This window comes from Pseudomonas sp. SCA2728.1_7 (assembly GCF_018138145.1).
In the GTDB taxonomy this organism is placed as follows: Bacteria; Pseudomonadota; Gammaproteobacteria; order Pseudomonadales; family Pseudomonadaceae; genus Aquipseudomonas; species Aquipseudomonas koreensis_A.
The window spans coordinates 6,588,486-6,614,599 of record NZ_CP073104.1 but is presented as its reverse complement, the minus strand read 5'-3'; the positions used below and the strand labels follow the sequence as shown (position 1 = coordinate 6,614,599).

Genomic DNA, 26,114 nt, shown 5'->3' with positions numbered 1-26,114 from the left:
GATGGCTAAATCCCTGTTGCTCATCAGCCGCCAATCACCGTGGTCCGGTCCCGAAGCCCGCGAAGCACTGGACATCGTGCTGGCCGGTGGCGCCTTTGATCTGCCCATTGGCTTGCTGTTTCTCGATGATGGCGTGTTGCAACTCGCCGCCGGGCAGAGCGCCAAAGCCCTGCAGCAGAAAGACTTGAGCGCTAACCTGCAAGCGCTACCGATGTTTGGTGTCGAAGAGTTGTTCTACTGCGCAGAGAGCGCCAGCACTCGTGGCCTCGGCACTCTGTCGCTGGACGAAGCGCAGCCGCTGGCCGCCGAGCAAATCACCGCCCTTATTGACCGTTACGACCAGGTGATCACCCTCTGATGTCGACTTTGCATGTGTTGTCTCATTCCCCGTTTGGCGACGATCGCCTGACCAGTTGCCTGCGCCTGATCGGCAGTACTGATGCCCTGCTGCTCTCCGGCGATGCGGTGTATGCGTTGCAACCAGGCACCGCGCCGTTCAGTGCACTGGAACAACGCCAAATCAAATTATTCGTCCTTGCCGAAGATGCACAGGCTCGCGCCATTGATGTCCCGGACTGGGCTGAGGCCATTGATTACCCGGCCTTCGTCGAGCTGTCGATCCATCACGACAAGGTCAACAGCTGGCTATGAACTCCATGACCGTCGGCGCCCGCGCCATCGAACTGGACAAGGACGGTTTTCTTGTCGACCTCAGCGACTGGTCTGCCGACGTTGCCAGCGCCCTCGCTGCCGCCGAAGAGATCGAGTTGACCGCCGAACACTGGGAAGTCCTCGAACTGTTGCGCAGCTTCTACGCCGAATTCCAGCTGTCCCCGGCCACACGGCCGCTGATCAAATACACCGCGTTGAAACTCGGCCCGGACAAGGGCAACAGCCTGCACCTGAACCGACTGTTCAAAGGCACCCCCGCCAAACTCGCCGCGAAACTGGCGGGCCTGCCCAAACCGACGAATTGCTTATGACCGACTTTCCAGCACTGACCCTCGAAACGCCTGCCGAACATCCGTTCGCCCAATTCGTGCGCATCCTCGGCAAGGGTAAACGCGGCGCCCGCGACCTGACCCGCGAAGAAGCCCGGGAAGCCATGGGCATGGTCCTTGACGACAAGGTCGAGGACACCCAGCTCGGTGCATTCCTGATGTTGCTGCGGCACAAGGAAGAAAGCGCCGAGGAAATGGCTGGCTTCACCGAAGCCCTGCGCGAGCGCTTGCAGGCCCCCAAGCTGAACGTCGATCTCGACTGGCCGACCTATGCCGGCAAGAAGCGCCATCTGCCGTGGTATCTGCTGGCAGCCAAGTGTCTGGCACAGAACGGCGTGCGCATCTTCATGCACGGCGGCGGCGCACACACGGCCGGGCGGATGTACAGCGAGCAACTGATCGGCGAGTTGAACATTCCGTTGTGCCGCACCTGGCAACAGGTCGGCACGGCACTGGACAACGGCGGGCTGGCCTTTATGCCGCTGGTGGACTGGGCGCCGCAATTGCAGAACATGATCGATTTGCGCAACACCCTCGGCCTGCGTTCGCCGATTCATTCGCTGGCACGGATTCTCAATCCGCTGGGCGCGCGTTGTGGGCTGCAGAGCATTTTCCATCCTGGCTATCAGGCAGTGCATCGCGATGCCAGCGGTTTGCTCGGTGACACGGCGATTGTGGTCAAGGGTGATGGCGGCGAAATCGAGATCAACCCTGATGCCGACAGTCACCTCTACGGCACCACAGGTGGCGAAAGCTGGGACGAGGAATGGCCGCAATTTTCGGCGCAGCGCCACGTCAAACCGGCGACACTGGACGTTGAACATCTGAAGGCCGTCTGGCGGGGAGATGTCGTCGACAGTTACCCGCAAATGGCCCTGATTGCGACCATGGCCTTGGCCTTACGCGGCCTCGGTCAAAACCGTGAGCAAGCCTTCGCAACCGCCGAGCAGTACTGGGCCGCACGGAACAAATCGATTTAACCGATCATTCACGCCCGATCTTTGCGCTTTTTGTTCGAACTCATCGGAATAGACTCGACTCCAACGATTATTGGTTTACGGAGTCTTGATCATGGGTTTACTCGTCGATGGCCACTGGCAGGACAAGTGGTACGAAAGCAGCAAGGACGGCGCGTTCCAGCGCGAACAGGCCAAGCGCCGCAGCTGGGTGACCGCTAACGGCGAACCCGGTCCCAGCGGCGAAGGCGGTTTTGCCGCTGAAGCCGGACGCTATCACCTCTACGTTTCCCTCGCCTGTCCATGGGCGCATCGCACGCTGATCCTGCGCAAGCTCAAAGGCCTGGAAAATCTGATCGACGTTTCGGTGGTCAGTTGGCTGATGCTGGAGAACGGCTGGACCTTCGACAAAGCACTCGGCTCGACGGGTGATAAGCTCGATGGTTTTGAATTCATGCACCAGCGCTATACCGCCGACACTGCCGATTACACCGGCCGCGTCACCGTGCCGGTGCTGTGGGACAAGAAGCTCAAGCGCATCGTCAGCAATGAATCGGCGGAGATCATCCGCATGTTCAACAGCGCGTTTGATGATCTGACCGGCAATGATCTGGACTTCTACCCGGCGCCGTTGCGAAGCGAGATTGATGCGCTGAACGAGCGGATCTATCCGGCGGTAAACAACGGCGTGTACCGCGCAGGCTTTGCGACGTCGCAACAGGCTTATGAAGAAGCGTTCGATGAGGTGTTTGCCGAACTGGATCATCTGGAGCGAGTGTTGGGTGCCAATCGCTACTTATCGGGTGAGTACCTGACGGAAGCGGACATCCGTTTGTTCACCACGATGATTCGTTTTGACGCGGTGTACCACGGGCACTTCAAGTGCAACCTGCGGCAGATTGCCGATTACCCGAATCTGTCGAACTGGCTGCGTGAGGTGTATCAGCTGCCGGGGATTGCCGAGACGGTGGATTTCCAGCACATCAAGAATCACTACTACGGCAGTCACAAGACGATTAACCCGACGGGTGTTGTGCCGAAGGGGCCGGAGCAGGATTTCAACGAGGCCCATGATCGGGCGCGGTTGAGCGGCAAAGGGGTTTGGCGCCGGGGTTGATTGATTCGGTGTTTTTGAGGGCCTCTTCGCGAGCAGGCTCGCTCCCACAGGGAATTTGTGTACGACACAGATCCAATGTGGGAGCGAGCCTGCTCGCGAATGAGGCGACTCGGTCTTTTAGACCTGCGCCTGAGCCCCTTCGAACCACGCCAGCTTCTCGCGCAGTTGCACCACTTCACCGACGATCACCAATGTCGGCGCATGCACTTCATGCTCCGCCACCAGTCGCGGCAGATCAGCCAACGTGCCGGTGAAGACGCGCTGATTGACCGTGGTGCCCTGCTGAATCAACGCCGCCGGAGTATCCGCCGAACGACCATGCTTGATCAGTTGCTCGCAAATGACCGGCAAGCCGACCAAGCCCATATAGAACACCAGCGTCTGCGCCGGTGCGACAAGGTCGGCCCATGGCAGATCGGTGGAACCGTCCTTCAAATGCCCGGTGACAAAACGCACCGACTGCGCGTAATCACGATGGGTCAGCGGAATCCCGGCATACGCCGCGCAACCGCTGGCCGCGGTGATACCCGGCACCACCTGAAACGGAATGCCGTGGGCCGCCAGTTCTTCGATCTCTTCGCCACCACGGCCGAAGATAAACGGATCACCACCCTTCAACCGCACCACACGTTTGCCGGCCTTGGCCAGATCGACCAGTTGCTGGTTGATCTGATCCTGCGGCACGGCGTGATCAGCACGACGCTTGCCAACGTAGACCCGCTCGGCATCACGACGACACAGTTCAAGAATCGCTGGCGCCACCAAGCGGTCGTAGAGCACCACATCCGCTTGCTGCATCAGACGCAAGGCCTTGAAGGTCAGCAGATCCGGATCGCCCGGGCCCGCGCCAACCAGATACACCTCGCCGGTGGTGACCATGGCTTCGCCATCGATCTTGGCTTGCAGCAGACGTTCGGCTTCGGCGCCCTGCCCGGCCAGTTGCCGATCGGCAATCGGCCCCTGAAACACGTCTTCCCAGAAACCACGACGCTGCTGCACATCCGGAAACAGGCTTTTCACCTGATTGCGGAAACGCGCAGCCAGACCGGCCAACTGACCGTAAGTCGACGGAATCCAGGTTTCGATCTTGGCGCGAATCAAACGCGCCAGCACCGGCGCATCGCCGCCGCTGGACACCGCGATGATCAGCGGTGAGCGATCGACGATCGCCGGGAAGATCACGCTGCACAAGGCCGGCGCGTCGACCACGTTGACCGGCACGCAGCGCTTGTGAGCATCGGTGGAAACTTGTGCGTTGAGCGTCTCATCGTCGGTGGCGGCGATGATCAGCCCGCAACCGTCGAGATCCGCCTCGACGTAACCGCGCAACAGGCATTCGCCACCGGAGGCTGTAACCAGTTCACGCAGTTGCGTTTCGATTTCAGGTGCGACCACCCGCAGCAGCGCACCGGCATCGGCCAGCAGGCGGGATTTGCGCAAGGCAATTTCCCCCCCACCGACGACCAACACACGACTGCCGCGCAGGTTGTGAAACAGCGGCAGATATTTCATTTAGCCGATGACCTCAAGGCCACCCATGTACGGCTTGAGCACGTCCGGAACCCGGATCGAGCCGTCAGCCTGCTGGTAGTTTTCCAGTACGGCCACCAGGGTGCGGCCGACGGCCAGACCGGAACCGTTCAGGGTGTGCACCAGCTCAGGCTTGCCGGTTTCCGGGTTACGGAAACGCGCTTGCATACGACGGGCCTGGAAGTCACCGCAGTTCGAGCACGAGGAGATTTCGCGGTACTTGTCCTGGCTCGGGATCCACACTTCCAGATCGTAGGTCTTGACCGCGCTGAAACCCATGTCGCCGGTGCACAGCGCCAGGGTGCGGTAAGGCAGACCGAGCAATTGCAGGACTTTTTCAGCGTTGGCGGTCAGGCCTTCCAGCGCTTCCATCGAAGTCGATGGCTCAACGATCTGGACCATTTCGACTTTGTCGAACTGGTGCTGACGAATCATGCCGCGGGTGTCACGACCCGACGCGCCGGCTTCACTGCGGAAGCACGGAGTATGGGCAACGAACTTGATCGGCAGCAGTTTCGAATCGACGATTTCACCGGCAACGATGTTGGTCAGCGACACTTCGGCAGTCGGGATCAGGTACAGATCGGCTTCGCCTTCGCGGGCGATCTTGAACAGGTCTTCTTCGAACTTCGGCAGTTGACCAGTGCCTTGCAGCGCCGGGGCCTGAACCAGATAAGGCGTGTATGCCTCTTCGTAGCCGTGCTCGTTGACGTGCAGGTTGATCATGAACTGTGCCAGTGCGCGGTGCAGCCGGGCGATCGGGCCACGCAACAGGGCGAAACGCGCGCCGGACAGTTTGGCGGCGGTTTCAAAGTCCAGCCAGCCGAACTTCTCGCCCAGCGCCACGTGGTCTTTCACTTCGAAATCGAATGCAGTCGGCGTGCCCCAGCGGCGCACTTCGACGTTGTCGTCTTCGTCTTTGCCGACCGGAACCGATTCGTGCGGCAGGTTGGGGATACCGAGCAGGATCGAGTCCAGTTCGGTCTGGATCGCGTCCAGTTCGACTTTACCGGCGCTCAGTTCGCCCGCCATGCGCTCGACGTCCGCCATCAACGGCGCGATGTCTTCGCCGCGCTGCTTGGCCTGACCGATGGATTTGGAACGCGCGTTACGCTCAGCCTGCAGTGCTTCGGTGCGGGTCTGGACGGTCTTGCGCTGTTCTTCCAGCGCTTCGATGCGCGCGGTATCCAGGGCAAAGCCACGGGAAGCCAGGCGGTCCGCTACGTCCTGAAGGTTGCTACGTAACAGTTTGGAATCGAGCATGTCGGTTTCTCGTTATCAAAGTTTGGTCAAAGACAGGCCAGCCCACGTCGCGAGCAGCCCGCCGAATACGCTGAGTGCCGCATAGCCCAAGGCCAGCGGCACTTGCCCGCTTTCCAGCAGGCGCACCGTATCCAGTGAAAAGGATGAAAAAGTCGTCAGCCCCCCGAGGAAGCCAACCATCAACCCGGCGCGCACCTCGATCGGCACCTCCGGGCGTATCAAAAACAGGCCGTACAACACGCCAATCAACAGACAGCCCACGATATTAACGGCCAGCGTCGCGGTATAGAAGTGCCGCGGCCAATTGGCGTTGATCCAATTGCCCGTAGCAAAGCGCAACAAAGTGCCGGCAACCCCGCCGACGGAGACCGCAACAATCAATGGAAGCACTATTTTCTCCGCTGCCGAGGGCTTAAACGGTCGAGTTGGGCGAGGTGGTTGAGCTTCTCGCCAATCTTCAACTCCAGGCCGCGCGGCACCGGTTGGTAGAACGGAATGGGATCGAGCTCTTCCGGGAAATAGTCTTCGCCAGCGGCATAAGCATCCGGCTCGTCGTGGGCGTAGCGGTATTCGTCACCGTAGCCCAATTGTTTCATCAGTTTGGTCGGCGCGTTGCGCAGGTGCAGCGGTACTTCCAGCGAGCCGTTTTCGGCAGCGGCACGCAGAGCGGTTTTGAAGCCCATGTACACGGCGTTGCTTTTCGGCGCGCAGGCCAGATAAGTGATGGCCTGGGCCACGGCCAACTCGCCTTCCGGACTGCCGAGGCGCTCCTGCACCTCCCACGCCGCGAGGCACAGGCTGAGGGCGCGCGGGTCGGCGTTGCCGATGTCTTCACTGGCCATGCGCACCACGCGCCGGGCCAGGTACAGCGGATCGCACCCGCCGTCGATCATCCGCGCAAACCAGTACAGCGCGCCGTCGGGGTTGGAGCCACGTACCGATTTGTGCAGCGCCGAGATCTGGTCGTAGAACGCTTCGCCACCCTTGTCGAAACGCCGGCGCGTGTCACCGAGCAAACTCTGCAACAGATCGATGCCCATCTCGCTGTTGTCGTCGGCCAGATCGGAGGCGTTTTCCAACAGATTGAGTAAACGTCGGCCATCGCCATCGGCGGCGGACAGCAGCATTTGAAAGCCCTCATCGCTGAGGGTCAGGTTGCGCTTGCCCAGACCGCGCTCTTCGGTAAGCGCGCGGTGCACCAGTTTGCGCAGCGCCGCTTCGTCGAGGCTTTTCAGCACGTAGACGCGGGCACGCGACAACAGAGCGTTGTTGAGCTCGAACGAAGGGTTTTCGGTGGTGGCGCCGATGAAGATCAGCGTGCCGTCTTCAACGTAAGGCAGGAACGCGTCCTGCTGCGACTTGTTGAAGCGGTGCACTTCATCGACGAAGAGAATCGTGCGCTTGCCGTACTGGCCGGCCTGCTGCTTGGCAATTTCAACGGCCTGACGGATCTCCTTGACCCCGGCGAGCACCGCCGAGACCGTTTCGAAGTGCGCATCGGAGACTTCGGCGAGCAATCGTGCAAGGGTGGTTTTGCCCACGCCCGGCGGGCCCCAGAAGATCATCGAATGCAGGGCACCCTGCTCCAGCGCCTCACGCAGAGGCTTGCCGCGAGCGAGCACGTGCTCCTGACCGACGTACTCATCCAGATTGGTCGCACGCAAACGCGCGGCCAGTGGCTGGGCAATCGGTGCACTGCGAAACAGATCCATCACGTAGCGTTGAAACCTCTATTTTGCCGATCATTGACCCTGTAGGAGTGAGCCTGCTCGCGATAGCGGTGGGTCAGACGATGAAGATGTGACTGACAAATCGAATCGCGAGCAGGCTCACTCCTACAAAGGGTTTTGGGTTTATTCCTGGATCACGTCGGCACCCTTGGGGATGTCGAACTTGAACTTGGAAGGCGACACCGGCTCGTTGGCCTTGACCCCGGTAAACAGGATGTTGGTGCGCTGGCCGACGCTGTCGATCAGTTGCATATCGTTAAGCAGACCGTTGCGGAACGACAAGCGCAGGTTGTCGAACAGGGTGTCCTTGGTTTTCGGCTTGAGGGTGAAGTCGATCACGCCGCCCGCCTCTTTCGCGCTGATGTCGAAGCTCTGGCTGATCTTCGATACATCACCGGACAGCAGCAGCGCCGGGGTCTGGGTCAGACGCTCGTCGAGTTTCTTGATCGTGGCCTGTTCCAGATCCGGGTCCCACAGGGTGACTTTCTTGCCGTCGGAGACCATGGTCTGCTCGGCTGGCGCATTGGTGTGCCAGTAGAACAGGCCCGGACGCTGCAAGGTCATGTCGCCGGTGGTTTCCTGCAACTGCGTGCCGCCGCCGTCGAGGGTCAGCTGCGAGAAGTTCGCGCTCAGGGTCTTGGATGTTTCCAGCAATTGGGTCAGACGCGCCACGTCCTTGTCATCGGCGTGGGCCGTGAGAGTGGTCAGCGCCAGTACTGGCAGCAGCATGCGGATAAGACGCATGGGAGTCCTCTTGAATACTCGTTGGGAGAGCGGCGGCACATCATTGTCCCGCCTCTTGCGTTTGCAATCAGTCGCGCACCGGGCCCGGGGCCAGGACTTCACGGGAACCGTTGGTGTTCATCGAGGTGACGACGCCGGCCATTTCCATGGCTTCGATCATCCGTGCAGCGCGGTTGTAGCCGATCTTCAGCTTGCGCTGTACCGCGGAAATCGAGGCGCGACGGCTTTCCAGCACAAACTGTACAGCTTCGTCGTACAGCGCGTCGGCTTCCGGATCATCGCCGTCGCCGCCACCGCTGCTGCCTTCAAAACCGCTGCCGGCTTCTTCGACACCGTTGAGGATGTCATCGTTGTATTCCGGCGCGCCGCGCAGTTTCCACGCTTCGACCACACGGTGTACTTCATCGTCGGATACGAACGCACCGTGAACCCGGATCGGCAGGCTGGTGCCCGGTGGCATGTAGAGCATGTCACCGTGGCCGAGCAGTTGTTCGGCGCCACCCTGATCGATAATGGTGCGGGAGTCGATCTTGCTCGACACCTGGAACGCCATACGCGTGGGAATGTTCGCTTTGATCAGACCGGTGATCACGTCCACCGATGGCCGCTGAGTGGCGAGGATCAAGTGAATACCCGCCGCACGCGCTTTCTGGGCAATACGGGCGATCAGTTCTTCGACCTTCTTGCCGACGATCATCATCATGTCGGCGAATTCGTCGACCACCACAACGATGGTCGGCAATTTCTGCAGCAGCGGCGCTTCGTCGTGAATGCTTTCGCGCTTGTACAGCGGATCGCTCAACGGTTCGCCGGCGTCCTGCGCCTCCTTGACCTTGGCGTTGAAGCCGGACAGGTTACGCACGCCCATCTTCGCCATCAGCTTGTAGCGGCGCTCCATCTCGGCAACGCTCCAGCGCAGGGCGTTGGCGGCGTCCTTCATGTCAGTCACGACCGGGCACAGCAGGTGCGGAATGCCTTCGTAGATCGACAGTTCCAACATCTTCGGGTCGATCATGATCAGCTTGGCGTCTTCCGGGCCGGACTTGAACAGGATCGACAGGATCATCGCGTTCACACCCACCGACTTACCGGAACCGGTGGTACCGGCCACCAGCAGGTGCGGCATCTTCGCCAGGTCAGTGATGACCGGTTTGCCACCGATGTCGTGACCCAGCGCCAGGGTGACCGGCGATTTGAAATTGTCGTATTCAGGCGTCGACAGCACTTCGGAGAAGCGCACGATCTGCCGGTCTTCGTTGGGAATCTCGATACCGACGGTGGTCTTGCCCGGAATCACCTCAACCACCCGCACACTGGTCACGGCCAGCGAACGCGCGAGGTCTTTGGCGAGGTTGGCGATGCGGCTGACTTTTACGCCGGCGGCAGGCTGGATCTCGTAACGGGTAATTACCGGGCCGGGGTGGATCGAATCCACCGTGACCTCGACACCAAACTCCTTGAGCTTGATTTCGAGCAAGTGGCCGACTGCCGCCAGGGATTCCGGTGAGTAATTGAGTTGTTTCTTTTCTGCCGGATCGAGAATCGAGATCGGCGGCAAGGTGCCTTCCACGGCGCTGTCGACGAACAACGGCACCTGCTTCTCTTTCTGCACGCGCTTGCTTGGCTCGGGCGCTTTGGCTGGAGCTGGCGCAATGACCGGCGGAACTTGTTTCTCGCGATCAGACATGTGCTTGCTCAGGGCTTGCTCACGCTCGATCAAGCGTTCTTTGACTTTGGCTTGCTCACGTTTGTCGGTGACCGTCGGCGCGACCACGTCATGCACGCGATCGTCGACTTCACGCAGTTGCGCAACCAGTTGCTTGCGCTCGGTACGCGCCGCCCACCAGCGATTGAGCGCGCCCTGGAACAGCTCGAACAGGTCGAGGGTGATCTTGCCGGTGATGTCCATCACCTTGAACCACGACAGGTCGGTGAACACCGTCAGGCCAAACAGGAACAGCGCAATGAACAGCAGTGTGCTGCCCTGAATATTCAGTGCGTTCTTCGCCAGATTGCCGAGGCTTTCGCCCAGCGCACCACCAGCACCCGCCGGCAGCCCCGAAGCCGCGTGAAAGTGCAGATGCGCCAGCGCAGCGCCGGACAGCACCAGGAACACCAGACCGATCAGGCGCCAGGAGAACAGCCAGCCGCTCCACTGCCACGGTTCGTGGCGCTGGCGGAAGATCTGGTAGGCCTTGATCGCCAGCAACAACGGGAAGATGTAGGCGAAGTAACCCAGCACCATGAACAGGATATCGGCGCTGTAGGAACCCGCCGGGCCGCCGAAATTCTGTACGTCGTCGATCTTGCTGTTGTGGCTCCAGCCCGGATCGTCCTTGCCGTAGGTCAGCAAGGCCATCATCAGGAACAGGCACAAGGCGCCGATGGCGATCAATGCACCTTCCTTGAGCCGGTAGTGCAATTGTTGGCGCCAGAGCGGAACGACTGTTTTTGGTGCTTCGGTGGATTTCTTCAAAACGCTTCTTTTCCTGCGCACGAGGCGCGTCCATCTATTGAATGACGATAAAAAACTGCCCAATCCAGGCAGGTAAAAAAGTGAACGAGCGCAACTGAGACTACTTTTAACACTGCGTCACGCTTTTTATAAACACAACGCACCGCGAATATTCTGTAACAGCCCGGCATTGTACGGGTTTGTGCGTCTGATGCCATGCTTCGAGCCCCAGGATTGAGCATAGTCAAGCACACAGAGGCCGCGACTCAATTTGAGCATGCATTACCTTTTGTGACAAAGGCTTATGAGGTGTATTTGATGAACGTAGCGAAGCATTCACGCCTGATCATCCTCGGCTCCGGTCCGGCCGGTTACAGCGCTGCCGTGTATGCCGCCCGCGCCAACCTCAAACCGGTGGTCATTACCGGCCTGCAGGCAGGTGGCCAGCTCACCACCACCGTCGAGGTCGACAACTGGCCCGGCGACGTCGAAGGCCTCACTGGCCCGGTGTTGATGGAGCGCATGCAGAAGCACGCCGAACGCTTTGCCACAGAGATCGTTTACGACCACATCCACACCGCCAAGTTGCAGCAGCGCCCGTTCGAGCTTGTCGGCGACAGCGGCACTTACACCTGCGACGCGCTGATCATTGCCACCGGCGCGTCGGCGCAATACCTGGGCCTGCCCTCGGAAGACGCTTTTGCCGGCCGGGGTGTTTCTGCTTGTGCGACCTGTGACGGCTTTTTCTATCGCAATCAGGTGGTCGCCGTGGTCGGCGGCGGCAATACGGCCGTGGAGGAAGCCCTGTACCTGTCGAACATCGCTAAAGAAGTGCACCTGATCCATCGTCGCGACAAACTGCGCTCGGAAAAAATCCTCCAGGACAAACTGTTCGAGAAAGCCGCCAACGGCAATGTGCGCCTGCACTGGAACCAGAATCTCGACGAGGTGCTGGGCGATGCCAGCGGCGTCACCGGTGCGCGACTGCGCGACAGCCACACCGGCGAAACCCGCGAACTGGCGCTGGCCGGCGTATTCATTGCCATTGGTCACAAACCCAACACTGACCTGTTTCAAGGACAGCTGCCGATGCGCGACGGGTACTTGCTGGTCAAGGGTGGCAGCGACGGTGACGCTACCTCCACCGAGATTCCCGGGGTGTTCGCCGCCGGCGACGTCGCCGACCACGTTTACCGCCAGGCGGTGACGTCGGCAGGTGCCGGCTGCATGGCTGCGCTCGATGCCGAGAAGTATCTGGACGACATTCCTGTCATTTAACGGCACACTTTATCGCGGGCCGAACAGCCCGCACCGCCCTCCCCTTCTGCAAGCCTGGATGCCATGCTGACTTGGTTACAACGTAATTCCCTGACTTTTCCGCCGCTGGAAAAGGCCATGCGCGACCCTAACGGATTGCTCGCCGCCGGTGGCGATCTGTCGGCCGATCGGCTGATTCAGGCGTATCGCCATGGCTGCTTTCCGTGGTTTTCCGAGGGCCAGCCAATTCTCTGGTGGTCGCCGGATCCGCGCACAGTGCTGTTTCCCGACGAACTGCATGTCTCGCGCAGCCTCGGCAAACTGCTGCGCCAGGAACGCTATCAAGTGACCTTCGACCAGGACTTCGACGCTGTGATCCGCGCCTGCGCCGCGCCCCGGGATTACGCCGACGGCACCTGGATCACCGAAGCCATGCAGGACGCTTACGTTGAACTGCATCGTCGCGGCTTCGCCCATTCGGTGGAGGTCTGGGATCAGGGCGAACTGGTCGGCGGCCTGTACGGCCTGGCGATGGGCCAACTGTTTTTCGGCGAATCGATGTTCAGCCGCGCTGACAACGCCTCCAAATTCGGCTTTGCCACTCTGGTGCGTCACCTGCAAGACTCGGGATTCGTACTGATCGATTGCCAGATGCCGACCGATCATCTGCACAGCCTCGGCGCGCGGGCGATTCCTCGTCAGCAATTCGCCGACTATCTGGCAAATCACCTGGATCAACCCAATCGTGCCACCTGGGTTTGCTGAGCGACTTTTGCGCGCGTGGCTTACACTTAATTCATCAGCTTATCCCGAGGGTTGATCATGACCGAGTTGGCGCGGTTGAAGTTCTATGCCACTCAGCCTCACTCTTGCAGTTATCTGCCCGAGGAGCAGGCCACGACCCTGTTTCTCGATCCGAGCCAGCCCATGGATGTGCATGTCTACGCAGACCTGTCGGAAATGGGCTTTCGCCGCAGTGGCGATCATCTGTACCGCCCGCATTGCCAGAACTGCAATGCGTGCGTGCCTGCGCGCATTCCGGTGGCGCAGTTCACACCCAATCGCCAGCAGAAGCGGATCTTCAAACGCAACACGGATTTGCAGGTGCGCCCGGCCAAGCCGCAGTTCAGTGAAGAGTATTTCGATCTGTACCAGCGCTATATCGAACAACGCCACGCTGACGGCGACATGTACCCGCCGAGCCGTGATCAATTCTCGACTTTTCTGGTACGCGATCTGCCCTTCTCGCGCTTTTACGAGTTCCGACTCGACGGACGGTTACTGGCCGTGGCCGTGACCGATTTACTGCCGAATGGGTTGTCGGCGGTATACACCTTCTACGAACCCGCCGAAGAGCGCCGTAGCCTTGGCCGATTTGCCATCCTCTGGCAAATCGCCGAGGCACAGCGCCTTGGGCTTGAGGCGGTGTACCTCGGATACTGGATCAAGAACTGCAAAAAGATGAATTACAAGACGCAATATCGCCCCATCGAATTGCTGATTAATCAGCGCTGGGTCATCCTCAACTAAACCCAAGCCGTAAACCCCTTGGCGTAAACCCCATTTTTCGGGCACAATGCACGCCGCTTTTGCCTGGCGCAGTTGCACCGGGCCATTCATTGGATACCGAGGGCTTTACTGCATGTCGAAAGAAGACAGCTTCGAAATGGAAGGCACTGTCGTCGACACCCTGCCCAACACCATGTTTCGTGTGGAGTTGGAAAATGGGCACGTCGTAACCGCGCATATTTCCGGCAAGATGCGCAAGAACTACATTCGTATTCTTACCGGTGACAAAGTGCGCGTCGAGCTGACGCCCTATGACTTGAGCAAAGGGCGCATTACTTACCGCGCTCGTTAATCAAGTCAATACAGAACGCCCGGTTTATGCCGGGCGTTTTTGTGTCTGCGTTTTGGGGTTTGGGTTTGGGTTTGGGGGCATATCCGTTGCTGCGGGTGTTACTGATTAGGGTTCCGCCCTTACGGCGGGTCACTTTTTCCAGACGCCGAAAAAGTAACCAAAAAGGCTTGCCCCGGCGTACGGCACTTCGCTGAGGCTCAGTATTCCCTCGCTACGGTGTCCATCCGGGGGCATCGCCTACGGTTTGCTTCGCTGCACCTCCTCTCGATGAATGCGGCTGCGCCGCACGGCGCTGCGCGCCTACCCCCGGATGAACACCTTCGCTCGGCCTGCCGATGGGGCAAAAGATCAAAAACCAAAGCTAAAGCCAAAGCAAGATCACAAGCCCCTCACCCTAGCCCTCTCCCGGAGGGAGAGGGGACTGACGGTGGTGCTTGGTAGAGCTACGCCGACGTGCGATATCGAGTCGAACTCAGATTCTGAAAGACCCACAAACCGGTTCCCTCTCCTCGGGGAGAGGGCTGGGGTGAGGGGTGAATCCAACACCGAACAAAAGCCGACCGCATGCTCCTCACCACTCAACAGGATGAGCGTTAGCTCGGCTGCGGCTTTTGATCTGTAGGGCGACGTCGGAAGGCTGAGTGGAGGGATTGATCCGGGCGTGGGAGCGCAGCGACCGTTTGGCGCAGCCAAATACAGCGAGAGGAGGTGCAGCGAAGCAAACCGTAGGCGCTGCGCCTGGATCGATCCCGCAGCGAAGGAACCCCGAGCCCCAGCGAGCGGGCCGCACGTAGGAGCAAGCGTTTTTTGCTTACTTTTTTTGGCGTTTGAAAAAAAGTGAGTCGCCGTAAGGGCGAAACCGTAATAAGCCATCACCGCAGCAACGGATATTCACCCAAAAACCCCAAACGACAAATAACAAAAAGGCGCCCGAAGGCGCCCTCTTGATCCAAGGCCGTCAGGCCATTTCTGCGGTAGTCTCGAAGTCAAACGTCAACTCACCATCCTTGATGTCGATGTGCACCACACCGCCATGCTCGGCCAGCTCGCCAAACAGAATCTCCTCCGCCAACGGACGCTTGATCTTGTCCTGAATCAGACGCGCCATCGGACGCGCGCCCATCGCCGAGTCATAACCACCCGCCGCCAGCCAACTACGCGCGGCATCAGTAACCTCAAGCAGCACACGCTTGTCTTCCAGCTGCGCCTGGAGCTCGGTAAGGAACTTGTCCACCACACTTTTGATAACCTCATGACTGAGGCGACCAAACTGGATAATGGTGTCCAGACGGTTACGGAACTCCGGCGTGAAGCTCTTCTTGATCACTTCCATCGCATCAGACGAGTGGTCCTGATGGGTGAAACCGATCGAAGCCCGCGCGGCCGTTTCGGCACCGGCGTTGGTAGTCATGATCACGATAACATTGCGGAAGTCCGCTTTGCGCCCGTTGTTGTCGGTCAGCGTACCGTGGTCCATCACCTGCAACAGCAGGTTGAAGACTTCCGGATGCGCCTTCTCGATTTCATCGAGCAGCAATACGCAGTGCGGCTGCTTGGTGATCGCCTCTGTCAACAGACCGCCCTGGTCGAAACCGACATATCCAGGAGGCGCACCGATCAGACGCGATACGGTGTGACGCTCCATGTACTCGGACATGTCGAATCGCACCAGCTCGATCCCCAACGCCTTGGCCAGTTGCCGCGCAGCCTCGGTTTTACCAACACCGGTCGGGCCTGCGAACAGGAACGAACCGACTGGCTTGTCAGGCGACTTGAGGCCGGCACGCGACAGCTTGATCGCAGTCGACAGCGAATCGATCGCTGCGTCCTGACCAAACACCGTCAGCTTCAGGTCACGCTCAAGGTTACGCAGCAGTTCCTTGTCGGAACTGGTGACGTGCTTAGGCGGAATCCGTGCGATTTTCGCGACGATGTCTTCAACCTGCGGCACCTCAATGCGCTTTACACGTTTTTCGACCGGTTGCAGACGCTGGTAGGCACCCGCCTCGTCGATCACGTCGATGGCCTTGTCCGGCATGTGCCGGTCATTGATGTAGCGCGATGCCAGTTCGGCAGCGGCGCGCAACGACTCATCGCTGTATTCGATGTTGTGGTGCTGCTCGAAACGCCCTTTCAGGCCGCGCAGGATGCCGATGGTGTCTTCCACCGACGGCTCGACGACATCGACCTTCTGGAAGCGACGTGCCAAGGCACGATCCTTCTCGAAGATGCCGCGGAATTCCTGGAACGTGGTCGAACCGATGCAGCGAATGTCGCCAGACGACAGCAGCGGCTTGAGCAGATTCGAAGCGTCCATCACGCCACCGGACGCAGCGCCGGCACCAATGATGGTGTGGATTTCGTCGATGAACAGGATCGCCTGCGGACGTTTTTTCAGTTCATTGAGCAGCGCCTTGAAGCGCTTCTCGAAATCACCGCGATACTTGGTGCCCGCGAGCAGAGCACCGAGGTCGAGGGAGTAAACAACGCTGTTGGCCAGCAGATCCGGCACTTGGTTGTCGACAATGCGCTTGGCCAGACCTTCGGCAATTGCGGTTTTACCCACGCCTGCTTCACCGACCAGCAGCGGATTGTTTTTGCGCCGACGCGCGAGAATCTGCGCGACACGCTCGACTTCCGATTCGCGGCCGACCAGCGGGTCGATGCGACCCTGGCGCGCGAGTTCGTTGAGGTTGCTGGCATAAGCATCCAGAGGATTGCCTGAAGAAGAAGACTCACCGCCCTCGTCGTCCTGCATATCTTGTTCACCTTCAGAGTGATCGCCATGCCCCGGCACTTTGGAAATGCCGTGAGCGATGTAGTTGACGACATCGATGCGCGCCACGCTCTGCTGTTTCAGCAGGAACACGGCCTGACTCTCTTGCTCACTGAAGATGGCAACCAGCACGTTGGCGCCGGTTACTTCGCGTTTGCCCGAGCTCTGTACGTGGAAAACAGCACGTTGCAGTACACGCTGGAAGCCCAGGGTTGGCTGGGTTTCGCGATCTTCGTCATGAACGGGGATCAATGGCGTGGTGGAGTCGATGAACTCCTGCAGGTCGTGCTTGAGTTTGTCGAGGTTTGCGCCGCAGGCACGCAAAACGGTGGCGGCAGCCTCATTGTCCAATAGGGCCAGCAAAAGGTGTTCGACGGTCATGAATTCATGACGTTTCGAACGAGCCTCCTTGAAGGCAAGATTGAGGGTGACTTCGAGCTCGCGGTTTAACATAGCTTCACCTCATACCCAAGTGGTCGGCGATTAACCGTCCTTCTCGATTTCACAGAGTAGCGGATGCTGGCTTTCCCTGGCGTACTGGTTGACCTGCATGGCCTTTGTCTCGGCGATGTCGCGGGTAAACACTCCACATACTGCCCGTCCTTCTGTGTGGACGGCCAGCATGACCTTGGTCGCCAGCTCGCGATTCAGGTTAAAAAACACCTCGAGCACTTCGACGACGAAATCCATCGGTGTGTAGTCATCATTAAACAAAACCACCTTGTACATCGGCGGCGCCTGTAACGCAGGCTTTGCTTCCTGAACAGCAACGCCTGCCGAATCGTCGTCGTGCTCCTGTGGAAGATCCTTTTGGAGAAGCGGGCGATCCTGATTGAATGTTAGTCGAATCTGGCTGATTGCATGCATGGAAAGAAAGGTTCGTCAGTTGTGCAAATACAGTGGTGGGGGCGGTTGTCCACGTTTTCAACTCCGACTGCCCGGTCACCTTGACTATCGGGAAAACGGTGTTACAACCAATAGAGCCCACAGTGGGTAAAAAAGATCCGCGGAGTCAATCCTTTTAACGGATTAGATTGCGGATGAATTGGATGATACTCCAGCGATGGAGTCTGTTGCAGAGGGATTTGAGCATGGCTGTCGGCAAGGTGAAATGGTTCAACAATGCCAAGGGTTTTGGATTCATTATCGAGAACGGCCAGACAGAAGACCTGTTTGCCCACTACTCGGCTATCCAGATGGAAGGCTATAAAACCCTGAAGGCAGGCCAAGAGGTGTACTTCGAACTCCTTCAAGGCCCCAAAGGCCTGCACGCAATCGCGATTCAGGACAAAAACACAGTGGATGAAGCTGTGGGCGCAGCAGGAGCCGCTGCCGCCGCAACCAGTGGCATCAACCACGTTGCAGTCGTGAGCTGAGCAACCTCGTCCAAGACACCCGGCCATAAAAAAACCGCCTGACTCAATTCATCGAGTCAGGCGGTTTTTATGTGCCCGCGTTTTACATATGCGAAATCAACGCATCCCCGAAGCCCGAAGACGAAACCAGCTTGGCCCCCTCCATCAGACGTTCGAAGTCATAAGTCACCGTCTTGGCCGAAATAGCGCCGTTGGTGCCCTTGATGATCAGATCCGCCGCTTCGGTCCAGCCCATGTGCCGCAGCATCATCTCGGCCGAGAGAATCAGCGAGCCAGGGTTGACCTGATCCTTGCCGGCATACTTCGGCGCAGTACCGTGGGTCGCTTCGAACATCGCCACGGTGTCGGACAGGTTCGCACCCGGCGCGATACCGATACCGCCCACTTCCGCCGCCAGGGCATCGGAGAGGTAGTCGCCGTTCAGGTTCAGGGTCGCAATCACATCGTATTCGGCCGGGCGCAGGAGGATCTGCTGGAGCATGGCGTCGGCGATGGCATCTTTGACCACTACGTTCTTGCCGGTTTTCGGGTTTTTGAACTGCATCCACGGACCGCCATCGAGCAGGGTCGCGCCGAATTCTTCAGCGGCCACTTCGTAGGCCCACTCTTTGAAGGCACCTTCGGTGAACTTCATGATGTTGCCTTTGTGCACGATGGTCAGCGAATCGCGGTCGTTATCGACCACATATTGCAGAGCCTTGCGCGCCAGACGCTTGGTGCCTTCCAGCGAAACCGGCTTGACGCCAATGCCGCAGTTTTCATCGAAACGGATCTTGGTGACGCCCATTTCTTCTTTAAGGAATTTGATGACCTTGGTGGCTTCCGGCGAACCGGCCTTCCACTCAATGCCGGCATAGATGTCTTCGGAGTTCTCACGGAAGATGGTCATGTCGACGTCGCCAGGCTTTTTCACCGGGCTTGGCACGCCTTCAAACCAGCGCACCGGGCGCAGGCAGACATACAGGTCGAGTTGCTGACGCAGGGCCACGTTCAGCGAACGGATGCCGCCACCGACCGGCGTGGTCAGCGGGCCTTTGATGGAAACCACGTAATCCTTGACTGCATCGAGGGTTTCCTGAGGCAGCCAGGTGTCCTGATCGTAAACCTGAGTGGCTTTTTCCCCGGCGTAGACTTCCATCCAGGAAATCTTGCGCTTACCGCCGTATGCCTTTTGAACTGCAGCATCGACAACCTTGATCATCACCGGACTGATGTCGACACCAATGCCGTCACCTTCGATGAAGGGGATGATCGGGTTATCAGGAACATTGAGAGAATGGTCTGCATTGACGGAGATTTTGTCGCCGACGGCTGGAACCTGAATCTTCTTGTAACCCATGCTGAACTCCATTGTTTGGATTGAACATCTGGCTTGGTTCGAGCGTAACCCAGTTAAATCAACACGCAAACCCTCTGTTCGTGGCGCGGCCACATCTCGTTTCGTACAAGCCTGAAAGCAAAGGGAAAAGCGCCAAACTCAAGCATTCGCGACGACTCTACGCCCCACCCCGCCCTGCGACCTTTAGACCAATGGACGAGAATCGTTGCATATGAACCATCGGCAGATTGCCAGCTACCTATGTATAATGCCGCCCGCTGACCACAGGGTCACGACGGCTGGCCTCTCTAGCACGAGACTTTCCGCCTGATTGGTCGGGTTGTTACCGCAGTCCGACTGCTTGACGCTCTACTGATGCACCCAACATCACCGCGAAGAATCTCGACATTCGGTTCATGGATGACTTTGAACGAACGCGCTTACCCGGCGCCCCTCGAGTTTCTGCGCACGCTTTAGCAAAGAAGAGAGAGTTAATCCGAATATGCCCACCCGCTCGAAGATCATCTATACCTTCACCGACGAAGCCCCAGCCCTCGCCACCTATTCCCTGCTGCCGATCATCGAGGCTTACACCGCCTCGGCCGATATCGCCGTGGAAACCCGCGATATCTCTCTTGCAGCGCGCATTCTGGCCAGCTTCCCCGAGCAACTGGGCGACAAAGCCGTAGCCGACCACCTCGCCGAACTGGGCGACCTGGCCGTTACGCCTGAAGCCAACATCATCAAGCTGCCGAACATCAGCGCTTCGGTGCCACAGCTGCAAGCCGCGATCAAAGAGCTGCAAGCTCAGGGTTACAACCTGCCGGACTACCCGGAAACCGTGACCAGCGACGCCGACAAAGACGCCAAGGCGCGTTACGACAAGGTCAAGGGCAGCGCCGTGAACCCGGTTCTGCGTGAAGGCAACTCTGACCGTCGCGCACCGCTGTCGGTTAAAAACTACGCGCGCAAGCACCCGCACAAAATGGGCGCCTGGGCCAAAGACTCCAAGTCCCACGTCGCTCACATGAGCACCGGCGATTTCTACGGCAGCGAAAAAGCTGCTCTGATCGACGCCGCTGACGCCGTGAAGATCGAGCTGATTGCCAAGGACGGTACCGCTACCGTTCTGAAAGAAAAAACCACCGTTCAGGCCGGCGAGATCCTCGACTGCGCCGTGATGAGCAAAAACGCCCTGCGCGCGTTCATCGCTGCTGAAATCGAAAGCGCCAAGGCCCAGGGCGTGCTGCTCTCGGTTCACCTGAAAGCGACCATGATGAAGGTCTCCGACCCGATCATGTTCGGCCAGATCGTTGCCGAGTTCTATAAAGACGCGCTGACCAAGCACGCTGACGTGCTGGCCGAGATCGGCTTCAACCTGAACAACGGCATCGGCGATCTGTACGCGCGCATCAAGGCCCTGCCGGCCGAGCAGCAAGCGCAGATCGAAGCCGACATGGCCGCCGTCTACGCCGCTCGTCCATCGCTGGCGATGGTCAACTCCGACAAAGGCATCACCAACCTGCACGTGCCGAGCGACGTGATCGTCGACGCCTCGATGCCAGCGATGATCCGTGACTCCGGCAAAATGTGGGGCACCGACGGTCAGCTGCACGACACCAAGGCAGTGATCCCGGATCGTTGCTACGCGACCATCTACCAGGCCGTGATCGAAGATTGCAAAGCCAATGGCGCTTTCGATCCGACCACCATGGGCAGCGTGCCAAACGTTGGTCTGATGGCGAAGAAAGCCGAAGAGTACGGCTCGCACGACAAGACTTTCCAGATCAAGGCTGACGGCGTGGTTCGCGTCACCGACAGCAAGGGCAACCTGCTGATGGAACAGGCTGTTGAAGCCGGCGACATCTTCCGCATGTGCCAGACCAAAGACGCGCCGATCCAGGACTGGGTCAAACTGGCCGTCAACCGCGCTCGCGCGAGCAACACTCCGGCGATCTTCTGGCTCGACCCGATGCGCGCTCACGATGGCGTAGTGATCGAGAAGGTTCAGGCTTACCTGAAGGATCACGACACCACCGGTCTGGACATCCAGATCATGGCGCCGGTCGACGCCATGAAGTACACCCTGCAGCGCACCCGCGAAGGCAAGGACACCATTTCGGTGACTGGCAACGTACTGCGCGACTACCTGACCGACCTGTTCCCGATCATGGAACTGGGCACCAGCGCCAAGATGCTGTCGATCGTGCCGCTGATGAACGGCGGTGGCCTGTTCGAAACCGGCGCCGGCGGTTCGGCTCCGAAGCACGTGCAGCAACTGGTTGAAGAGAACTTCCTGCGCTGGGATTCGCTGGGCGAGTTCCTCGCACTGGCAGCCTCCCTTGAGCATCTGGGCGTGAACTACAACAACCCGAAAGCGCTGGTGCTGTCGAAGACTCTGGATCAGGCCACTGGCCAGTTCCTCGACAACAACAAGTCGCCATCGCGCAAAGTCGGCAACATCGACAACCGCGGCAGCCACTTCTACCTGGCGATGTACTGGGCTCAGGCCCTGGCCACCCAGACTGAAGACGCGGCACTGCAAGCGCAGTTCGCGACGCTGGCAAAAACCCTGACCGAGAACGAAGCAACCATCGTTGCCGAGCTCAACGCCGTTCAGGGCAAGCCAGTCGACATCGGCGGTTACTACCACGCCAATGCCGAGCTGATCAGCAAGGCCATGCGCCCAAGCGCAACCCTCAACGCGGCGATTGCTGCGCTGGTTTAAGGTTGTAGCGCTGTAAACGAACCCCGGCCCTGTGCCGGGGTTTGTGTTTCTGAATACAACACAAATCCCCTGTAGGAGTGAGCCTGCTCGCGATAGCGGTATACCATTCAACATTAATGGCGGCTGATGCACCGCTATCGCGAGCAGGCTCACTCCTACATTGGATTGCATTTCAACCCCAGACTTGAGGAAGGTTTTATGGAATGGCTCCCCCACATCACCGTCGCCACCATCGTCGAGGACAACGGTCGTTTCCTGATGGTCGAGGAACACAAGGCCGGGCGTAACGTGCTCAACCAGCCCGCCGGCCATCTCGACCCGGACGAAACCCTGGTCGAAGCCGCCGTGCGCGAAACCCTCGAAGAAACCGGCTGGGACGTCGAACCCACCGGCGTCATCGGCATTTACCTGTACACCGCACCAAGCAACGGCGTGACCTATCAGCGCGTGTGTTTCAGCGCCAAAGCCGTCAAACACCACCCGGATTACCAACTCGACGATGGCATCGTCGGCGCCAAGTGGCTGACCCGTGACGAATTAATGACTCAACGCGACAACTGGCGCAGCGAGCTGATCATCCGTTGCATCGACGATTATCTGGCCGGTCATCACTTCAGCCTCGAACTGATCCGCCCTTCTCTTTAGCCTTGAGGCCGCGAGCCTGCTAGAATCGCGTCCTTTTTCAAGACACTCATTGAATCCCTATGCGTGATCCAGCCCCTTCTGACACATCCAAGAAGCGCGTCATTGTCGGCATGTCCGGCGGCGTGGACTCTTCCGTTTCCGCTCTCCTGCTGATCGAGCAGGGTTATGAAGTGGAAGGCCTGTTCATGAAGAACTGGGAAGAAGACGACGGAACGGAATACTGCACCGCCATGGACGATCTGGCGGATGCCCAGGCTGTCTGCGACAAGATTGGCATCAAGCTGCACACCGCCAACTTCGCCGCCGAGTACTGGGACAACGTGTTCGAGCACTTCCTCGCCGAATACAAGGCCGGTCGTACACCGAACCCGGACATCCTGTGTAACCGCGAGATCAAGTTCAAGGCGTTCCTTGATTACGCCATGATGCTCGGCGCCGACCTGATCGCCACCGGCCACTATGTGCGCCGCCGTGACATCGATGGTCGCACCGAACTGCTCAAGGGCCTCGATCCGAACAAGGATCAGAGCTACTTCCTGCACGCCGTTGGCGGCGAACAGATCGCCAAGACCCTGTTCCCGGTCGGCGAACTGGAAAAGCCGGAAGTGCGCGCAATTGCCGAGAAATACGAGCTGGCCACCGCGAAGAAGAAGGATTCCACCGGGATCTGCTTCATCGGCGAGCGTCGCTTCAGCGATTTCCTCAAGCAATACCTGCCGGCGCAACCGGGCGAGATCAAGACCACTGAAGGCGAAGTGATCGGCCGTCACCATGGTTTGATGTACCACACCATCGGTCAGCGCCAGGGCCTCGGTATCGGCGGTTTGAAAGACGCCGGCGACGAGCCTTGGTACGTGCTGCGCAAGGATCTCGACACCAACGAGCTGATTGTCGGCCAGGGCAACAACCATCCGTGGCTGTTCTCCAGCGCCCTGCTCGCCTCGGAAATCTATTGGGTCAACCCGATCGACCTGAGCCAGCCGCTGCGCCTGACCGCGAAAGTGCGTTATCGCCAGAGCGACCAGGCCTGCACCCTGGAAAAAACCGCCAGCGGCTATCGCGCGGTGTTCGACGAACCGCAACGCGCGGTGACGCCGGGACAGTCCGTGGTGTTCTATGACGGTGAAATCTGCCTCGGTGGCGGCGTGATCGAAGTGGCCGAGCCGTGGAGCGGCCAGGCATGAGCCCGACTCAGGAACAACTGACGGCGCTCGGCGGGGTGTTTCTCGCCGCTGTGCTGGTCGACCGGATCGCCAAGACCGGGCAGACCAGCGAGGCCGGCCTGAGCTGCATGCTCGGCAGCCTGTTGGTGCGCGATCCGAAAGACACGCTGGACGTGTACGGCGGCGACGACATCAATTTGCGCGAAGGTTACCGTGCACTGATCGGCGCCCTCGAGCGCGACCCGAGCACTTTGCAGCGCGAGCCGTTGCGTTATGCCCTGTCGATGCTGGGTCTGGAGCGTCAACTGGCCAAGCGCAACGATATGCTCGACACCATCGGCAAGCGTTTGCCGCAGATCCAGTCGCAGGTCGAACATTTCGGCCCGGCTCACGAAAACGTGGTGGCTGCCTGCGGTGCGCTGTATCAGGACACCCTGAGTACCCTGCGCCAACGTATTCAGGTGCATGGCGACATGCGCAATCTACAGCAGCCGAGCAACGCCTCGAAGATCCGCGCCCTGCTCCTCGCCGGTATCCGCTCGGCACGCCTTTGGCGGCAGCTCGGCGGCCATCGCTGGCAACTGGTGATCAGCCGGCGCAAGCTGCTCAAAGAGCTGTATCCGTTGATGCGCAGCGAGTAAAACGCCGCGCAATAAAAGCTTTGTAGTCTGTAACGCGTAATACGCCGGTCAGTTGGCAACGGACCGGCGGATTTTTTCATGTATGATACGCGCCCCATTTCGTTGCCCGACTGTCCGAGAACACCCCATGCAGCTTTCTTCGCTCACTGCGGTTTCCCCTGTTGACGGCCGCTACGCCGGCAAAACCCAGGCCCTGCGCCCGATTTTCAGCGAGTACGGTCTGATCCGTGCCCGTGTTCTGGTTGAAGTACGCTGGCTCCAGCGTCTGGCCGCCCACGCTGGTATCCCTGAAGTGCCAGCCTTCTCCGCCGAGGCCAACGCCGTTCTCAATGAACTGGCTGAAAACTTCTCGCTGGAGCACGCCGAGCGCGTCAAAGAGATCGAGCGCACCACCAACCACGACGTCAAAGCGATCGAATACCTGCTCAAAGAGCAGGCGGCCAAGCTGCCGGAGCTGGCCAAGGTCAGCGAGTTCATCCACTTTGCCTGCACCAGCGAAGACATCAACAACCTGTCCCACGCCCTGATGCTGCGCGAAGGCCGTGACGACGTGATGCTGCCGCTGATGCGTCAGACCGCCAACGCCATCCGCGAACTGGCCATCCGTTTCGCTGACGTGCCGATGCTGTCGCGCACCCACGGTCAACCGGCCTCCCCGACCACTCTGGGTAAAGAGCTGGCGAACGTGGTTTACCGTCTCGAGCGCCAGATCGCTCAAGTCGCTGCCGTGCCGCTGCTGGGCAAGATCAACGGCGCCGTCGGCAACTACAACGCGCACCTGTCGGCCTACCCGCAGATCGACTGGGAAGCCAACGCCCGCGCCTTCATCGAAGACGAGCTGGGCCTGGGTTTCAACCCGTACACCACGCAGATCGAACCGCACGACTACATCGCCGAGCTGTTCGACGCGATCGCACGCTTCAACACCATTCTGATCGACTTCGACCGCGACATCTGGGGCTACATCTCCCTGGGTTATTTCAAGCAGCGCACCATCGCTGGCGAAATCGGTTCGTCGACCATGCCGCACAAGGTCAACCCGATCGACTTCGAAAACTCCGAAGGCAACCTGGGCATCGCCAACGCATTGTTCCAGCACTTGGCGAGCAAACTGCCGATCTCCCGCTGGCAGCGCGACCTGACCGACTCCACCGTACTGCGCAACCTCGGTGTCGGCTTCGCCCACAGCGTGATCGCCTACGAAGCCAGCCTCAAAGGCATCAGCAAACTGGAGCTCAACGAGCAGAAGATTGCCGCTGACCTCGACGCTTGCTGGGAAGTGCTGGCTGAGCCGATCCAGACCGTGATGCGCCGCTACAACATCGAAAACCCGTACGAGAAGCTGAAAGAACTGACCCGCGGCAAGGGCATCAGCCCTGAAGCGCTGCAGACTTTCATCGATGGTCTGGACATGCCTGCGCAAGCGAAAGCCGAGCTCAAGCAACTGACCCCGGCCAACTACATCGGCAACGCTGTAGCGCAAGCCAAACGCATCTGATCGACCGCTTGATCCGTTTGAGACGCCCGGCCGCGCCGGGCGTTTTTATTCCCGT

Annotated in this window: 24 protein-coding genes; 15 read left to right on the top strand and 9 right to left on the bottom strand. The window is 59.3% G+C overall.

The features are described 5' to 3' along the window. Position 1 precedes the first annotated feature (1 nt). From tusC to KBP52_RS29525, 5 genes are all read left to right on the top strand, one after another. Positions 2-358 carry a sulfurtransferase complex subunit TusC gene (tusC, locus tag KBP52_RS29545; RefSeq protein WP_123594196.1) on the top strand — a complete coding sequence of 119 codons (357 nt, stop codon included), beginning with the start codon at positions 2-4 and terminating at the stop codon, positions 356-358. After that, entirely contained in the window at positions 358-651 is a 294-nt protein-coding gene (tusB, locus tag KBP52_RS29540) for a sulfurtransferase complex subunit TusB (protein WP_123594195.1), read from the top strand. Before tusC ends, tusB begins: the two co-directional genes overlap by 1 nt. Then, a complete protein-coding gene (locus KBP52_RS29535; RefSeq protein ID WP_116030131.1) occupies positions 648-983 on the top strand; it encodes a TusE/DsrC/DsvC family sulfur relay protein in 336 nt (111 codons plus the stop codon). The genes tusB and KBP52_RS29535 overlap by 4 nt, the downstream gene beginning before the upstream one ends. Next, positions 980-1,981 carry a glycosyl transferase family protein gene (locus tag KBP52_RS29530; RefSeq protein ID WP_212621555.1) on the top strand — a complete coding sequence of 334 codons (1,002 nt, stop codon included), beginning with the start codon at positions 980-982 and terminating at the stop codon, positions 1,979-1,981. Before KBP52_RS29535 ends, KBP52_RS29530 begins: the two co-directional genes overlap by 4 nt. A gap of 91 nt (positions 1,982-2,072) precedes the next feature. Continuing rightward, positions 2,073-3,074 carry a glutathione S-transferase family protein gene (locus KBP52_RS29525; protein ID WP_212621554.1) on the top strand — a complete coding sequence of 334 codons (1,002 nt, stop codon included), beginning with the start codon at positions 2,073-2,075 and terminating at the stop codon, positions 3,072-3,074. A gap of 117 nt (positions 3,075-3,191) precedes the next feature. Here KBP52_RS29525 and cysG read toward each other — a convergent pair whose 3' ends face one another. The 6 genes from cysG to KBP52_RS29495 all read right to left on the bottom strand — a co-directional run bounded on the left by cysG (position 3,192) and on the right by KBP52_RS29495 (position 10,838). Then, positions 3,192-4,586: a siroheme synthase CysG gene (gene cysG / locus KBP52_RS29520; protein WP_077573590.1), complete on the bottom strand. Its 1,395-nt coding sequence runs from the start codon at positions 4,584-4,586 to the stop codon at positions 3,192-3,194. Then, entirely contained in the window at positions 4,587-5,867 is a 1,281-nt protein-coding gene (gene serS, locus KBP52_RS29515) for a serine--tRNA ligase (protein WP_007908080.1), read from the bottom strand. A gap of 15 nt (positions 5,868-5,882) precedes the next feature. Then, positions 5,883-6,257, bottom strand: coding sequence for a fluoride efflux transporter CrcB (crcB, locus tag KBP52_RS29510; protein WP_129394504.1), 375 nt, complete (start codon positions 6,255-6,257; stop codon positions 5,883-5,885). Continuing rightward, positions 6,257-7,579, bottom strand: coding sequence for a replication-associated recombination protein A (locus KBP52_RS29505; RefSeq protein ID WP_212621553.1), 1,323 nt, complete (start codon positions 7,577-7,579; stop codon positions 6,257-6,259). Before KBP52_RS29505 ends, crcB begins: the two co-directional genes overlap by 1 nt. Positions 7,580-7,720: 141 nt before the next feature. Further along, a complete protein-coding gene (gene lolA / locus KBP52_RS29500; protein WP_077573591.1) occupies positions 7,721-8,341 on the bottom strand; it encodes an outer membrane lipoprotein chaperone LolA in 621 nt (206 codons plus the stop codon). Positions 8,342-8,408: 67 nt separating this feature from the next. Then, positions 8,409-10,838: a DNA translocase FtsK gene (locus KBP52_RS29495; RefSeq protein ID WP_161986613.1), complete on the bottom strand. Its 2,430-nt coding sequence runs from the start codon at positions 10,836-10,838 to the stop codon at positions 8,409-8,411. Positions 10,839-11,114: 276 nt separating this feature from the next. Here KBP52_RS29495 and trxB point away from each other — a divergent pair, with 276 nt between their 5' ends. The 4 genes from trxB to infA all read left to right on the top strand — a co-directional run bounded on the left by trxB (position 11,115) and on the right by infA (position 13,914). Then, positions 11,115-12,074 carry a thioredoxin-disulfide reductase gene (gene trxB, locus KBP52_RS29490; protein ID WP_077573593.1) on the top strand — a complete coding sequence of 320 codons (960 nt, stop codon included), beginning with the start codon at positions 11,115-11,117 and terminating at the stop codon, positions 12,072-12,074. Positions 12,075-12,137: 63 nt separating this feature from the next. Beyond that, entirely contained in the window at positions 12,138-12,818 is a 681-nt protein-coding gene (gene aat, locus KBP52_RS29485) for a leucyl/phenylalanyl-tRNA--protein transferase (RefSeq protein ID WP_077573594.1), read from the top strand. A gap of 57 nt (positions 12,819-12,875) precedes the next feature. Next, the gene (locus KBP52_RS29480) at positions 12,876-13,583 is read left to right on the top strand and encodes an arginyltransferase (protein WP_007908064.1); all 708 of its coding nucleotides are present in this window, start codon (positions 12,876-12,878) and stop codon (positions 13,581-13,583) included. Between the two features lie 112 nt (positions 13,584-13,695). Next, positions 13,696-13,914: a translation initiation factor IF-1 gene (infA, locus tag KBP52_RS29475; RefSeq protein ID WP_002553999.1), complete on the top strand. Its 219-nt coding sequence runs from the start codon at positions 13,696-13,698 to the stop codon at positions 13,912-13,914. Positions 13,915-14,872: 958 nt separating this feature from the next. On the opposite strand, the gene clpA is transcribed toward infA, so the two are convergent. Both clpA and clpS read right to left on the bottom strand, forming a co-directional pair. Continuing rightward, positions 14,873-17,143 (bottom strand): ATP-dependent Clp protease ATP-binding subunit ClpA, encoded by a 2,271-nt coding sequence (gene clpA / locus KBP52_RS29470; RefSeq protein ID WP_016987404.1) that lies wholly within the window; start codon positions 17,141-17,143, stop codon positions 14,873-14,875. A gap of 30 nt (positions 17,144-17,173) precedes the next feature. After that, positions 17,174-17,557: an ATP-dependent Clp protease adapter ClpS gene (clpS, locus tag KBP52_RS29465; protein WP_011334948.1), complete on the bottom strand. Its 384-nt coding sequence runs from the start codon at positions 17,555-17,557 to the stop codon at positions 17,174-17,176. Between the two features lie 224 nt (positions 17,558-17,781). Between clpS and cspD the strand changes: the two genes are divergently transcribed. Further along, on the top strand, positions 17,782-18,066 hold the full coding sequence (gene cspD, locus KBP52_RS30710; RefSeq protein WP_212621552.1) for a cold shock domain-containing protein CspD: 285 nt from the start codon (positions 17,782-17,784) through the stop codon (positions 18,064-18,066). 82 nt (positions 18,067-18,148) lie between these two features. On the opposite strand, the gene icd is transcribed toward cspD, so the two are convergent. After that, the gene (icd, locus tag KBP52_RS29455; protein WP_150597244.1) at positions 18,149-19,405 is read right to left on the bottom strand and encodes an NADP-dependent isocitrate dehydrogenase; all 1,257 of its coding nucleotides are present in this window, start codon (positions 19,403-19,405) and stop codon (positions 18,149-18,151) included. Positions 19,406-19,886: 481 nt separating this feature from the next. On the opposite strand from icd, the gene KBP52_RS29450 reads away from it, so the two are divergent. The 5 genes from KBP52_RS29450 (at position 19,887) to purB (ending at position 26,059) form a co-directional block, all read left to right on the top strand. Continuing rightward, positions 19,887-22,112, top strand: a complete 2,226-nt coding sequence (locus tag KBP52_RS29450) for an NADP-dependent isocitrate dehydrogenase (protein WP_212621551.1) — start codon at positions 19,887-19,889, stop codon at positions 22,110-22,112. Between the two features lie 198 nt (positions 22,113-22,310). Continuing rightward, complete coding sequence (locus tag KBP52_RS29445) at positions 22,311-22,757, top strand: NUDIX hydrolase (protein WP_116030139.1); 447 nt, start codon at positions 22,311-22,313, stop codon at positions 22,755-22,757. 59 nt (positions 22,758-22,816) lie between these two features. Beyond that, positions 22,817-23,941 carry a tRNA 2-thiouridine(34) synthase MnmA gene (gene mnmA, locus KBP52_RS29440; RefSeq protein ID WP_003223826.1) on the top strand — a complete coding sequence of 375 codons (1,125 nt, stop codon included), beginning with the start codon at positions 22,817-22,819 and terminating at the stop codon, positions 23,939-23,941. Beyond that, positions 23,938-24,561, top strand: a complete 624-nt coding sequence (hflD, locus tag KBP52_RS29435) for a high frequency lysogenization protein HflD (RefSeq protein ID WP_025108999.1) — start codon at positions 23,938-23,940, stop codon at positions 24,559-24,561. The genes mnmA and hflD overlap by 4 nt, the downstream gene beginning before the upstream one ends. A 127-nt stretch (positions 24,562-24,688) precedes the next feature. Next, the gene (purB, locus tag KBP52_RS29430; RefSeq protein ID WP_016987412.1) at positions 24,689-26,059 is read left to right on the top strand and encodes an adenylosuccinate lyase; all 1,371 of its coding nucleotides are present in this window, start codon (positions 24,689-24,691) and stop codon (positions 26,057-26,059) included. Positions 26,060-26,114: the final 55 nt, after the last annotated feature.

Coding starts and splice junctions, on each gene's coding strand:
- KBP52_RS29530 (WP_212621555.1), top strand. CDS start 980: ATGACCGACTTTCCAGCACTGACCCTCGAAACGCCTGCCGAACATCCG.
- clpS (WP_011334948.1), bottom strand. CDS start 17,557: ATGCATGCAATCAGCCAGATTCGACTAACATTCAATCAGGATCGCCCG.
- aat (WP_077573594.1), top strand. CDS start 12,138: ATGCTGACTTGGTTACAACGTAATTCCCTGACTTTTCCGCCGCTGGAA.
- KBP52_RS29450 (WP_212621551.1), top strand. CDS start 19,887: ATGCCCACCCGCTCGAAGATCATCTATACCTTCACCGACGAAGCCCCA.
- KBP52_RS29535 (WP_116030131.1), top strand. CDS start 648: ATGAACTCCATGACCGTCGGCGCCCGCGCCATCGAACTGGACAAGGAC.
- tusC (WP_123594196.1), top strand. CDS start 2: ATGGCTAAATCCCTGTTGCTCATCAGCCGCCAATCACCGTGGTCCGGT.
- icd (WP_150597244.1), bottom strand. CDS start 19,405: ATGGGTTACAAGAAGATTCAGGTTCCAGCCGTCGGCGACAAAATCTCC.
- tusB (WP_123594195.1), top strand. CDS start 358: ATGTCGACTTTGCATGTGTTGTCTCATTCCCCGTTTGGCGACGATCGC.
- lolA (WP_077573591.1), bottom strand. CDS start 8,341: ATGCGTCTTATCCGCATGCTGCTGCCAGTACTGGCGCTGACCACTCTC.
- mnmA (WP_003223826.1), top strand. CDS start 22,817: ATGCGTGATCCAGCCCCTTCTGACACATCCAAGAAGCGCGTCATTGTC.
- infA (WP_002553999.1), top strand. CDS start 13,696: ATGTCGAAAGAAGACAGCTTCGAAATGGAAGGCACTGTCGTCGACACC.
- trxB (WP_077573593.1), top strand. CDS start 11,115: ATGAACGTAGCGAAGCATTCACGCCTGATCATCCTCGGCTCCGGTCCG.
- KBP52_RS29445 (WP_116030139.1), top strand. CDS start 22,311: ATGGAATGGCTCCCCCACATCACCGTCGCCACCATCGTCGAGGACAAC.
- serS (WP_007908080.1), bottom strand. CDS start 5,867: ATGCTCGATTCCAAACTGTTACGTAGCAACCTTCAGGACGTAGCGGAC.
- cysG (WP_077573590.1), bottom strand. CDS start 4,586: ATGAAATATCTGCCGCTGTTTCACAACCTGCGCGGCAGTCGTGTGTTG.
- KBP52_RS29480 (WP_007908064.1), top strand. CDS start 12,876: ATGACCGAGTTGGCGCGGTTGAAGTTCTATGCCACTCAGCCTCACTCT.
- KBP52_RS29505 (WP_212621553.1), bottom strand. CDS start 7,579: ATGGATCTGTTTCGCAGTGCACCGATTGCCCAGCCACTGGCCGCGCGT.
- purB (WP_016987412.1), top strand. CDS start 24,689: ATGCAGCTTTCTTCGCTCACTGCGGTTTCCCCTGTTGACGGCCGCTAC.
- clpA (WP_016987404.1), bottom strand. CDS start 17,143: ATGTTAAACCGCGAGCTCGAAGTCACCCTCAATCTTGCCTTCAAGGAG.
- hflD (WP_025108999.1), top strand. CDS start 23,938: ATGAGCCCGACTCAGGAACAACTGACGGCGCTCGGCGGGGTGTTTCTC.
- cspD (WP_212621552.1), top strand. CDS start 17,782: ATGGCTGTCGGCAAGGTGAAATGGTTCAACAATGCCAAGGGTTTTGGA.
- KBP52_RS29525 (WP_212621554.1), top strand. CDS start 2,073: ATGGGTTTACTCGTCGATGGCCACTGGCAGGACAAGTGGTACGAAAGC.